Annotated in this window: 14 protein-coding genes; 9 read left to right on the forward strand and 5 right to left on the reverse strand. The window is 61.5% G+C overall.

Going from position 1 to position 11,443, the window contains the following annotated elements:
- Positions 1–35 precede the first annotated feature (35 nt).
- Entirely contained in the window at positions 36–920 is an 885-nt protein-coding gene (gene dapA / locus GH983_RS05510) for a 4-hydroxy-tetrahydrodipicolinate synthase (protein WP_153761867.1), read from the forward strand.
- A 71-nt stretch (positions 921–991) separates the two neighbouring features.
- Here the strand turns inward: dapA and GH983_RS05515 are convergent, their stop codons facing one another.
- The gene (locus GH983_RS05515) at positions 992–1,597 is read right to left on the reverse strand and encodes a TetR/AcrR family transcriptional regulator (RefSeq protein ID WP_197278021.1); all 606 of its coding nucleotides are present in this window, start codon (positions 1,595–1,597) and stop codon (positions 992–994) included.
- Between the two features lie 70 nt (positions 1,598–1,667).
- On the opposite strand from GH983_RS05515, the gene GH983_RS05520 reads away from it, so the two are divergent.
- Positions 1,668–2,768 carry a DUF418 domain-containing protein gene (locus GH983_RS05520; RefSeq protein WP_153761868.1) on the forward strand — a complete coding sequence of 367 codons (1,101 nt, stop codon included), beginning with the start codon at positions 1,668–1,670 and terminating at the stop codon, positions 2,766–2,768.
- Positions 2,769–2,965: 197 nt separating this feature from the next.
- On the opposite strand, the gene GH983_RS05525 is transcribed toward GH983_RS05520, so the two are convergent.
- Entirely contained in the window at positions 2,966–3,310 is a 345-nt protein-coding gene (locus tag GH983_RS05525) for a hypothetical protein (RefSeq protein ID WP_153761869.1), read from the reverse strand.
- Between the two features lie 326 nt (positions 3,311–3,636).
- Between GH983_RS05525 and smpB the strand changes: the two genes are divergently transcribed.
- Both smpB and GH983_RS05535 read left to right on the forward strand, forming a co-directional pair.
- The gene (gene smpB / locus GH983_RS05530; RefSeq protein WP_054150449.1) at positions 3,637–4,113 is read left to right on the forward strand and encodes an SsrA-binding protein SmpB; all 477 of its coding nucleotides are present in this window, start codon (positions 3,637–3,639) and stop codon (positions 4,111–4,113) included.
- Positions 4,114–4,118: 5 nt separating this feature from the next.
- Positions 4,119–4,538 (forward strand): DUF3830 family protein, encoded by a 420-nt coding sequence (locus GH983_RS05535; protein ID WP_054150450.1) that lies wholly within the window; start codon positions 4,119–4,121, stop codon positions 4,536–4,538.
- A 25-nt stretch (positions 4,539–4,563) separates the two neighbouring features.
- On the opposite strand, the gene GH983_RS05540 is transcribed toward GH983_RS05535, so the two are convergent.
- The 3 genes from GH983_RS05540 to GH983_RS05550 all read right to left on the reverse strand — a co-directional run bounded on the left by GH983_RS05540 (position 4,564) and on the right by GH983_RS05550 (position 6,868).
- Positions 4,564–4,812: a hypothetical protein gene (locus tag GH983_RS05540; RefSeq protein ID WP_153761870.1), complete on the reverse strand. Its 249-nt coding sequence runs from the start codon at positions 4,810–4,812 to the stop codon at positions 4,564–4,566.
- Between the two features lie 193 nt (positions 4,813–5,005).
- Complete coding sequence (locus GH983_RS05545; RefSeq protein ID WP_153761871.1) at positions 5,006–6,166, reverse strand: bifunctional transcriptional activator/DNA repair enzyme AdaA; 1,161 nt, start codon at positions 6,164–6,166, stop codon at positions 5,006–5,008.
- Between the two features lie 117 nt (positions 6,167–6,283).
- Entirely contained in the window at positions 6,284–6,868 is a 585-nt protein-coding gene (locus tag GH983_RS05550; protein ID WP_054150452.1) for an NYN domain-containing protein, read from the reverse strand.
- Positions 6,869–7,163: 295 nt separating this feature from the next.
- Between GH983_RS05550 and rpoZ the strand changes: the two genes are divergently transcribed.
- The 5 genes from rpoZ (at position 7,164) to acpS (ending at position 11,384) form a co-directional block, all read left to right on the forward strand.
- Positions 7,164–7,565 (forward strand): DNA-directed RNA polymerase subunit omega, encoded by a 402-nt coding sequence (gene rpoZ, locus GH983_RS05555; protein WP_006727366.1) that lies wholly within the window; start codon positions 7,164–7,166, stop codon positions 7,563–7,565.
- A 98-nt stretch (positions 7,566–7,663) separates the two neighbouring features.
- Positions 7,664–9,892: a bifunctional (p)ppGpp synthetase/guanosine-3',5'-bis(diphosphate) 3'-pyrophosphohydrolase gene (locus tag GH983_RS05560; protein ID WP_054150453.1), complete on the forward strand. Its 2,229-nt coding sequence runs from the start codon at positions 7,664–7,666 to the stop codon at positions 9,890–9,892.
- Positions 9,893–10,122: 230 nt separating this feature from the next.
- Positions 10,123–10,272, forward strand: a complete 150-nt coding sequence (locus tag GH983_RS05565) for a DUF3563 family protein (RefSeq protein ID WP_153761872.1) — start codon at positions 10,123–10,125, stop codon at positions 10,270–10,272.
- 124 nt (positions 10,273–10,396) lie between these two features.
- Positions 10,397–10,978: a DUF2062 domain-containing protein gene (locus tag GH983_RS05570; RefSeq protein WP_069043852.1), complete on the forward strand. Its 582-nt coding sequence runs from the start codon at positions 10,397–10,399 to the stop codon at positions 10,976–10,978.
- A gap of 1 nt (position 10,979) precedes the next feature.
- Complete coding sequence (gene acpS / locus GH983_RS05575) at positions 10,980–11,384, forward strand: holo-ACP synthase (RefSeq protein WP_054150454.1); 405 nt, start codon at positions 10,980–10,982, stop codon at positions 11,382–11,384.
- Positions 11,385–11,443 lie beyond the last annotated feature (59 nt).

The following is an 11,443-nucleotide window of genomic DNA, read 5'->3' on the forward strand; positions in this document are numbered from 1 at the left end:
GAAGCGTGGATGTCGGCCCCCGAGGAGTTCATTGCATGTATCAGGGATCCATTCCCGCGCTCGTCACGCCGTTCACTGAAGAGGGCGCTGTCGACGAGCAAGCCTTCGCCGCCCATGTCGAATGGCAGATTTCCGAAGGCTCCTCCGGTCTCGTGCCGGTCGGCACCACGGGTGAATCGCCGACCCTCTCCCATGCCGAACACAAGCGCGTGGTCGAGCTCTGCGTCGAAGTGGCAAACAAGCGCGTGCCCGTGATCGCCGGTGCCGGCTCCAACAACACGCTTGAGGCCATCGAGCTTGCCCAGCATGCCGAAGCCGTCGGCGCCGATGCGCTGCTCGTCGTCACCCCCTATTACAACAAGCCGACCCAAAAGGGCCTGATCGCGCACTACAAGGCGATCGCAGAAGCCGTCGCGCTGCCGATCATCATCTACAACATTCCCGGCCGCTCGGTGATCGACATGTCGCCGGAAACGATGGGCGCGCTGGCCAAGGCGCACAAGAACATCGTCGGTGTGAAGGATGCGACCGGCAAGATCGAGCGTGTCTCCGACCAGCGCATCACCTGTGGCCTGGATTTCGTCCAGCTCTCGGGCGAGGATGCAACCGCACTCGGCTTCAATGCCCATGGCGGCACCGGCTGCATTTCGGTCACGGCCAATGTTGCCCCGCGCCTCTGTGCGGAATTCCAGGCAGCGACCCTGGCCGGCGATTATACGAAGGCACTCGCCTACCAGGACCGCCTGATGCCGCTGCACAAGGCGATCTTCCTGGAGCCCGGTCTCTGCGGCGCGAAATATGCGCTGAACCGCACCCGCGGCATGAACCGCACCGTCCGCCTGCCGCTGTTGGCAACGCTTGAGGCCTCGACGGAAGCCGCGATCGACGCGGCCCTGAAGCATGCGGGACTAGTGAATTGAGGGGATGACCGCTCGCCGCCCAGGCGGCGAGCGCAACGGCCTCGACCTGATCTTATCTGATCAGACGGCGGTCAGGTCTCCCGACGCAAGGCCTCGCGCAAATGGGCCTCGGCTTTTGCGCTGTCGATCTCGCGATCCCGAGCCAGCAAAAGCCCAATCAACCCGTCGCGCAAGGCCTCAAGCCGCAACGCTGCATCGCGCGGGGAGGCGAGTGACAGGCCCTGTTCTGCAAGGCCTTCGACGAGAAGTGCCGTGAGCCCGTCCCGCAGCCGATGGCGTGCCGTCTCCACGGCCTTTGCCAGCCATTCGTCTTGAGAGCCAAGACTTTCCGCCTCCATCCACAGGCGCCAGATCGGTTGTGCCTCAGGCGAAAAGCTCTCCTTGAAAAAGCGGTCGAGCGATTGTGCCGGGCTTTCCTTGGCTCGCCGCATATCCTCGGCAATGTCAGCGAAAATGACGCTCCAGGCTGCTGCGCGCAGTTCCGGCCAGCGGAAGTAGTGGTTCAGCAGGCCGGTCCCGACACCGGCTCGCTCGGTCACCGCACGGGTCTGAACGACAACGAGCCCCTCCTCCAGCAACAATTCGACCGTGGCAGCAAAAATCCTCTCCCGCTTGCTGATCGCGGGCGTGCCGTTTCGGGTCACAAGGGGCATGTCGATCTCAGGCTTGCCGGTCACGGGCGCCTCCACTTGACAGATTGAGCGGTCGCTCAATAACGTAGAGCAATCGCTCAATGGAGTACCCTCAATGCCTCAGGACCGCAACCAGGCGGTGGATGTCGTCCGCGCCGTGGCGCTTATCGGGATCGCCGTGGTCAATCTGCCCTTCATGGCGCAGCCCATGGAGACCATGTTGGTGGCGCCGGCCGCCGCCATGGACCGGGTCGCGCTCTATCTTGTGGAGTTGGTGTTCCAGGCGAAGTTCTTCCTGCTGTTCTCCTTTGTCTTCGGCTGGGGCATGGAGATCCAGATCCAGGCCGCTCAGCGCGCGGGCGCTTCCTTTGCCCGCCGCTTTTCCCGGCGTCTCGCCATGCTGGCGCTGTTCGGCGCCCTGCATGCCGTTCTGGTCTTCTCGGGCGATATTCTCCTGCTCTATGCCATGCTCGGTCTGATCACCTGGGCCGTCAGGGGCGCTACCAGCCGCAGGCTGTTGCTGATCGCCGGCGGCATGATCCCTGTGGCCGCCCTCTCGCTCATGGTGCTCGCCGTCCTCTTCGCGGAAATCCCGCTTCCGCCAGCCCATCCCAATCTCGGCGGCAGCAATACCGAGACGGTCCTGACCCGTTGGCGCGACTGGCCGCAGACTTTCTTCTTCCTCCTGCTCTTCCAGGGGCATCTGGCTTTCGCCGCCTTCCTCGCCGGGATCGTCGCCGCCAGAAACGGTCTTTTTGAAAGCGGAAATGCCCTGGCAAAAAATCTGCGCCGCAAGGTTTTGCCGCTGCTCGTCCTCGGCCTTACCATCAATGCTCTCTATGTCGCGAGCGGCGCGTTCGGCGAGGCAAGCCCCGTCCTTTCTTCTCTCGGCTTCTGCAGCCTCGCCCTTGGCGGTCCGATCCTCGCCACCGCCTATCTCGGCCTGATCCTCAGCCTGTCGGACCGTGTCCGCTTTCCCCGCTTTTTCTTGCTCGCGGGACGCAACTCGCTGAGCTGCTATGTCACCCAGGGCTTGCTCGCCGGCCTCCTTTTTGGCGGCTATGGCCTCGGCCTGTTCGGCACGCTCGGCAACCTTACGCTGCTTGCCCTGTCCTTCGCCGTTACAATCCTCGCCATGCTCCCGGTCGTCGCCTTCGCGAGCCGCTTCGGCCACGGCCCGCTGGAACTGCTGCTGCGCAAGGTCACCTATGGGTGAGGGGGGGCGCCTGCCGCTGTTGGCAACGCTGGAGGCCTCGACGGGAGCCGCGATCGACGCGGCGCTGAAGCATGCGGGACTGCTGAACTGAGGGGATGAGGAGGCGAGGTTGCGCCGTCTAGATCCGCACCCAGCAAAAGAAAAGGCAGGTTACCGAAAGTAACCTGCCAGTTTTTCATGAACCGACGAGAATCCGATCAGAATTCGAGCTCAAGTCCACTTTCGCAGAAATCGAACTTGGTAGGCTCCGACTCGCTGCCATCGGCATAGGCGGCCTTGACCCACTGCGTGCAGTTGTCGCCATTGGTGCTCTGATCCCAAGCGAGGTCGACGGTCTCGCCCGGCTTGATGCCGCTTCCGATGTCGAAGTAACCCCACTCAGCCTTGTCTTCGGACACCAATAGCTGGGTGATAGCTGTGTTGGTCGAGTTCGTGGCGGTGAACGAGAATTCATCGGCATGAGCCGCAGTTACGGTCATGCCGTTAGCCGCGATGCCGAAAGCGATGGCCAGCATACCAGTACGAAGGCGATGGAATTTCATCTTGTGTCCTTGAAGCAATGAGAGTTCGACGCCGTCTTTTTTGCACCACGCTTTTTTAAAGTCGACGCAAATGAAGGCATGCGGAGGGTTCCTCCCAAAAACGGTTGCTGGGAGTTCTGATGCAGCTGCTTTGACGGGAGAATTCGGCGCGCCATGCAACCAAGCCAGGGTTCCCGGTCGCCATACGAGGCGCCATCCCCCGCCCCAAATCCTCATCCACCTTTATTTCCCCCCCATCCTCCATTACATATCCCTGACAACAGCCACGCCCCGCCCGGGCGCAGGCGATCCACGACAAAATCCCGGGCGAAACGGAAGATTTGACCATGGCCCCCAGAGGCTCGCAGCGCACCGTCAACAAGATTGTCGCGGAGAACCGCAAGGCGCGTTTCAATTATGAGATCATCGACACCTACGAGGCGGGTCTGGTTCTGACCGGCACGGAGGTGAAGTCGTTGCGCGAGGGCAAGGCCAATATTGCCGAATCCTATGCCTCCGACGAGGGTGAGGAGATCTGGCTGATCAATTCGCATCTGCCGGAATATCTGCAGGCGAACCGCTTCAATCACGAGCCGCGCCGCCGTCGCAAGCTGCTTTTGTCCAAGCGCGAGATCAACCGCCTTCGCGCCTCGATCAATCGCGAAGGCATGACGCTGGTGCCGCTCAAGATCTATTTCAACGAGAAGGGCAGGGCGAAGCTGGAGCTTGCGCTCGCCAAGGGCAAGAAGCTGCATGACAAGCGCGAGACCGAGAAGGAACGCGACTGGAACCGCCAGAAGCAGCGCCTGATGAAGACGGGTTGAGTGGCATGTCCCTGGAATTCCTCAGACTCACCGTCGGCCCCTTCGTCTTCGAGGCCCGTTTCGAACGCGAAAAGGCGCCCGAGACCTGCCGCATCTTCGAAAGCTTCCTGCCGTTCCGCAACCAGGCGATCCATTCGCGCTGGTCGGGCGAGGCGGTCTGGGTGCCGCTCGGCGATTTCCAGTTCGGGGCAGGTTTCGAAAACCACACGGCCCATCCCTCGCGCGGCGACATCCTGCTATATCCCGGCGGCTTCAGCGAAACGGAACTGCTCTTCGCCTATGGCTCCTCGCAGTTTGCGAGCAAGATGGGCGTGCTGGCCGGCAATCATTTCCTGACGGTGACCAAGGGTGCAGAGCAGCTGGAGGCCATGGGGAAAATGGTTCTCTGGCAGGGCGCGCAGGCTATCGCTTTCGAGGCGATGTGAGCGACGGCCGCGGCCGTCCCCCCATTCACAGGCTACCCCGCATCATCAGCAGACGCAACGCATCCGCACGCGCCGTCGAGGGGATCCGGGCGGCATCTTGCGCGTCGAGCCCTATGTCCCTCAGCCCGTGCGCATCGAGGTGATTCACGTAGTTGACCGGTCCTTGGGCGCGGTGGCGAAAGAGCCATGCGACAGCGGTCATCAAAAGTGTGAGCGGGGCGCGTTGGGAGGCTTCGATGCCGGATGCGTTGAGCCCCTTGTGTCTGGTTTGCATGGTGTCGATCCCCTAGAGCATTTCCGGCGAAACGGAGTCGCCTTCAATGCTCTATCTCTTTGTTTTTACGGAATTCCGGACGCAAAACCGCTTCGCGCTTTTGCTGCAATTGCTTTAGATGGCGATGGGCGACCGGGCACGCGCCGCCGTTGCGGTCGCATGTTCGGGAGGCGTTCGGCTTGCGGTCGTTTGATCAGTCCTTGATCTGTCCGGAAGGCATGGCTTCAGGCGTGGTCAGGGATTGCATGTGCCGCCGGTGCGACGCGGATGTGTCGACGGAGATTGCGCCCGTCGATGGCAAAGACAATGCCATGCGTCGCTCGTGCTCCAGCAGCCAGCGCTTGCGCCAGAGCCCGCCACCATAGCCGGTGAGGCCTCCATCGGCGCCGATCACCCGGTGACAGGGAATGATGATGGCGATCTGATTCGCACCATTGGCGCGGGCCACGGCCCTGACGGCGCTCTCCCGGCCCAGATCGGCGGCGATCCCGGAATAGCTGCGCGTCTCGCCGGCCGGAATGTCCCGCAGGGCCTGCCAGACGTCGCGCTCGAAGGCGCTGCCATGTCCCGCGAGCCTGACCGTGAAGTCGGTGCCCTGGCCGCTAAAGTAGCGGTCGATCTCGTCTCTGACCTGTTCGATGACGCGGATCTTGCCGAGCATCACGCCCAGCTTCTGGCGGGCCTGCAGCCGTGCGATCTCGGAAGAGAGTGAAGGGCGGTCGGTGAATTCCAGCAGATGCAGCGCATGGTCGTCGGCGATTGCGACCATCGTGCCGATCGGTGTCTCGAGGAAATCCGCCTTCAGCAGTGCCTGGCCGCGTAGGCCAGCCGGGGCCGTGCCGAAGAGCCGGGTGATCGCCGCGCGAAAACCGCTGCCGGACTCGTAACCTGCATCGAGCTGCGCCTCGATCACGCTCTCGCCGCCGGACAATGTGTCGGCACCGCTGCCAAGGCGGCGCAGGCGCGCCATTTCCAGAAAGCTCATGCCGAAACGGCGATTGAAGGCCCGGCGCACCGTGGAGGGATCGTGTCCGCGGGCGATCACGTCCTGCTCGCTCCAGCGTCGGCACGGATCGGCTTCCAGGGCTTCGACGAGGCCCGCGACAAGCGGATCGTTGCCGCCGTGATGCAGCGTCGGTCGGCAACGTTTGCAGGGACGGAATCCGGAACCGAGGCAGGCGGCGATCGTGTCCTCGAAGATGCAGTTTTCCGATTTCGGCTTGCGGGCGCTGCAGGTCAGCCGGCAGAAGACCCGTGTCGAGGTCACGCAGACGAAATGCAGGCCGTCATGGGCCGGATCGCGGCGGATAAGGGCGTCGTATAGGGTGTCGTGGTCGGGTTTTTGGAACAGCATGGCGGCACCATAACCCACCCCGCTCAACCGTGCCGCCGAAAATCGGGCGCCGATTTTTTCTCGCCGCTCGATCGACCGCAATCGCCGGTCTGCAGCGGCAAGGCCGGCAGCCCTGCTTCAGTGCTCGTCTTCGCTCGCCGTTGCCGGTTCCGGTGCGCGCGGGGTGCCGCGTTCCGACGGGTCTCGGCCGATTTCGGCCTTCAGCGTCATCAGATCGATGAAGTGATCGGACTGGCGGCGCAGGTCGTCGGCGATCATCGGCGGTTGCGTCGCCATGGTCGAGACGACAGAGACCTTGCGGCCCTTGCGCTGCAGCGCTTCGACCAGCGTGGTGAAATCGCCGTCGCCGGAGAAGAGCACGAGATGGTCGACGGTTTCGGACTGTTCCATCGCGTCGATGGCAAGCTCGATATCCATGTTGCCCTTCACCTTGCGGCGGCCCATGGAGTCGGTAAATTCCTTCGCCGGCTTGGTGATCACCTTGTAGCCGTTATAGTCCAGCCAGTCGATCAGCGGGCGGATCGAGGAGTATTCCTGGTCCTCGATGAGAGCGGTGTAGTAATAGGCGCGCAGGAGATAGCCGCGCTTCTGGAAGGCTTTCAGGAGCTTGCGGTAATCGATGTCGAAGCCGAGGCTCTTGGACGCGGCATAAAGATTGGCGCCATCGATGAAGAGTGCAATTTTTTCACGGGGGTCGAACATTTCGATATCCTTACGTCAAATATGAACAGTCTCGGCAATCGGCAATCAAAACAATACCTTGCCCCTCCAGTTATGATCACAGTTTTACATTATGAAATGATCATATAAAAATCTATCTAGGGCATCGTCAGGTGCAATCCAAGCAGCCTGCGGTTGAAATGTGGTGTATTGAGGGCCTTTTCCGGCCTTCATTTTTGGGCTTGGCAGGGTGCCAGCACGAAAAACTTGAATTTGCCTGCCATTGCCTGTATCGCAGCCGTCAATCCCACGCATTCAAGATCGCAAAGGACAGGCAATGGCCCGTGTCACCGTTGAAGATTGCATCGACAAAGTCGAGAACCGCTTCGAGCTCGTTCTGCTCGCAAGCCACCGTGCCCGCCAGATCTCCCAGGGCGCGCCGATCACCATCGATCGCGACAAGGACAAGAACCCGGTCGTCGCTCTGCGTGAAATCGCTGACGAGACCCTCTCGCCCGACGACCTGAAGGAAGATCTGATCCATTCGCTGCAGAAGCACGTCGAAGTCGACGAGCCGGAACAGGAGCCGAGCTCGATGCTGGCCAATACCGGCACCGCCGGCAAGGGCGAGGAAGAGGACGAACTGCCGGAAACGCTCACCTTCGACCAGATGTCGGAAGAAGAGCTGCTTGCCGGTATCGAAGGCCTTGTTCCGCCGGAAAAGAGCGACGATTACTAATCGTCAACAGATCAGACTTAAGTCTTGATCTGACTGTAGGATGAACGTGCGCCAGTCGTCTCGACTGGCGCGCTTTTTCGTTTGTGGAGACGATCGGAATGATGCGGCAATACGAGCTCGTTGAGCGGGTGCAGAAATACAAGCCCGATGCCAACGAAGCTCTGCTGAACAAGGCCTATGTCTATGCCATGCAGAAGCACGGCAAGCAGACACGCGCCAGCGGGGACCCCTATATCTCCCACCCGCTCGAAGTTGCCGCCATCTTGACCGACATGCATCTCGACGAATCGACGATCGCGGTTGCGCTGCTGCACGACACGATCGAGGACACGTCCGCGACCCGTGCCGAGATCGACGAGCTCTTCGGCGAGGATATCGGCCGTCTGGTCGAGGGCCTCACCAAGATCAAGAAGCTCGACCTCGTCACCAAGAAGGCCAAGCAGGCGGAAAATCTGCGCAAGCTCCTGCTTGCCATTTCCGACGACGTCCGCGTTCTCCTGGTGAAGCTCGCCGACCGCCTGCACAACATGCGCACGCTCGAGCACATGCGTGACGACAAGCGTGCCCGAATTTCCGAAGAGACGATGGAAATCTATGCGCCGCTCGCCGGCCGCATGGGTATGCAGGACATGCGCGACGAGCTGGAGGACCTGTCCTTCCGCTACATGAACCCGGAAGCCTATGAGACGGTCACCAATCGCTTGGCGGAGCTGTCGACCCGCAACGAAGGCCTGATCACCAAGATCGAGGACGAGTTGCGCGAGCTCCTGGTGGCGAACGGCCTTTTGACCCCCTCGGTCAAGGGCCGGCAGAAGAAGCCTTACTCCGTCTTCCGCAAGATGCAGTCGAAATCGCTCTCCTTCGAACAGCTTTCGGACGTCTATGGCTTCCGCATTCTCGTTGACGACATCCCCGGCTGCTACCGCGCGCTTGGCATCGTGCATACTCGCTGGCGCGTCGTGCCGGGCCGCTTCAAGGACTACATCTCGACGCCGAAGCAGAACGACTACCGCTCGATCCACACCACCATCGTCGGCCCGTCGCGCCAGCGCATCGAGCTGCAGATCCGCACTCGGCGCATGCACGATATCGCCGAATTCGGTATTGCCGCCCACAGCCTCTACAAGGATGGCGAGAACGGCGATCCGAGCGAGCCGCTGCAGCGCGAAAGCAATGCCTATTCCTGGCTCCGCCATACCATCGAGGCGCTGGCGGAAGGGGACAACCCGGAAGAATTCCTCGAACACACCAAGCTCGAACTCTTCCAGGACCAGGTCTTCTGCTTCACGCCCAAGGGCAAGCTGATTGCGTTGCCGCGCGGTGCCACCCCGATCGACTTTGCCTATGCCGTTCACACCAATGTCGGCGATACCTGCGTCGGCGCCAAGATCAACGGTTCGATCATGCCGCTGGTCACCCGTCTGTCGAATGGCGACGAGGTTGAAATCATCCGCTCCGGCGTGCAGGTGCCGCCCGCCGCCTGGGAAGAGATTGTCGTCACCGGCAAGGCCCGTGCCGCCATCCGCCGCGCCACCCGCATGGCGATCCGCAAGCAATATGCAGGCCTTGGCCAGCGCATTCTGGAGCGCACCTTCGAGCGCGCCGGCAAGGTGTTCTCCAAGGACACGCTGAGACCCGCGCTGCATCGTCTCGGCCAGCGCGACGTGGAAGACGCGATCGCCTCGGTCGGTCGCGGCGAGACCTCCTCGCTCGACGTTCTCAGGGCCGTCTTCCCCGACTATCAGGACGAACGTGTGACCGTGAAGCCCTCCTCGGACGAGGGCTGGTTCGCGATGAACAGCGCCAATGGCATGGTCTTCAAGATCCCCGGTCCCGCCCATCCGAAGGGTGATGTGCCGACAGCGGGCGATGGTCCGGATCCGCTGCCGATCCGCGGCCTTTCCGGAAACGCCGAGGTGCATTTCGCGCCTGCAGGTGCCGTGCCCGGCGACCGAATCGTCGGCATCATGGAAGATGGCAAGGGCATCACCATCTACCCGATCCAGGCTTCCGCCCTGCAGCGCTTTGAAAACGAGCCGGAGCGCTGGATCGACGTGCGCTGGGATCTCGACGAGGCGAACAAGTCGCGTTTCGTTGCACGAATCCTGATCAATGCGCTCAATGAGCCGGGGACGCTGGCGACCGTTGCGCAATGCGTTGCCCGTCTGGATATCAACATCCGGGTGCTCAACATGATCCGCATCGCCACCGACTTCACGGAAATGGGGATCGATCTCGAGGTCTGGGACCTTCGTCAGCTGAGCCAGCTGCTTGGCGAGCTCAAGGAACTCGACTGCATCTCGACGGTGAAGCGCGTTTACGACTGAGGCGATCTGCCGTCTCACAGACATGACCGGTGCGGATAATGTCCGCCCGGTCGCCTCGCAGCCGCCCTCGCTGCCTCACTTTTCATCACAATCCTGCCTAATTCGTAAACCTCGACCCCTTCGCTATGCGTTTTACGCATGGCTGACGTCAGTTCTTGTCTCTGGTTGATTGTGCGCCGCACCATTATATCTCGGTCAACAGATGAAGACAAAGAACCGAGGACAAAACGATGTTTACTCCGATCCGCAAATTCGCCCGCGCCCTTCGCGTTCCGACCGTTGCAGAGCGTGAAATGAGCTACCTGAACGGCGCCCGCGATCTCGTCGACCTGGAATACCGCCAGCGCGAAATCGACCGTGGCATGTTCCGCCGCAGCTGATACGTCGACCGACCATATCTGGTCCATGCTGCGACGCCGGTTCTTGCCGGCGTCTTTGCTTTTTGGCCACCTTGATGGCCGCTTTTCCTTGCCCAACCCGTCCGGCATCCACTACATATCCCGCATGCTGTTTCGACGCAGGCAACCGATTTCCAGACTGACGAAGCTACGCGAGCTTTTTTGGCCGCGCCGGGGCTTCATCCGATCGTTTCAATATCTGAGCAAACGAATCTTGCGCTTGTCGGCCACCCCGCACGCGATTGCCGCCGGCGTTGTGGCAGGCGTCGTCTCCTCCTGGACCCCATTCATCGGATTGCATTTTCTGCTCGCCTTCGCGATTGCCTATCTCATTGCCGGCAACATGGTTGCTGCTGCCATCGGAACAGCCTTTGGCAATCCTCTGACCTTTCCGCTCATCTGGGCCTCGACCTGGGAGGTGGGCCATCGCCTGATCGGCAAGGGGGTTCCGGTCACGGATAGTGTAGATCTCGAGAAAAAGTTTTCCCTTTCGGCCTTCGAGAGCATGTGGCATCCGATCTTGAAGCCGATGCTCGTGGGGGCTATCCCGCTCGCCGTCGTCAGTGGCGCGGTCATCTATTGCGTCATCTATTTCACCGTGGCGAAATTCCAGGCCCGTCGCCGCGAACGGCTTGCCGAACGCGCCCGTGTCCGCCTCGCCGAAGCTCTCCAGGGATCGAGCGTCTGACATGATCATCGGCATCGGCAGCGACTTGGTCGACATCAGAAGAATCGAGAAATCGATCACCCGTTTCGGCGAGAAATTCACCGCCCGCTGCTTCACGGACGAGGAGCAGGCGCGCTCGAATGGCCGCAAGGACAGCGCTGCCTCCTATGCCAAGCGTTTCGCCGCCAAGGAGGCCATGGCGAAAGCGCTGGGGACCGGAATTGCCGAAGGTGTCTTCTGGAAGGAGATGGGCGTCGTGAACCTGCCGAACGGCAAGCCGGGCCTGGAACTGACTGGTGGCGCCGCCCGATGCCTGGAACGCCTCCTGCCGGCAGGCCATCGTCCTGTCATTCATCTCACCATCACCGACGAATTCCCCTATGCCCAGGCATTCGTCATCGTCGAGGCCCTGCCGGAAAGCCGCTGAGTTAACTGGTCGCGCTGGTTGACGGGGCTACGCGGTTGCCGCGCTCGCCCGAACCGACT

The organism is Agrobacterium sp. MA01 (genome assembly GCF_009650195.1).
Classification (GTDB): domain Bacteria; phylum Pseudomonadota; class Alphaproteobacteria; order Rhizobiales; family Rhizobiaceae; genus Allorhizobium.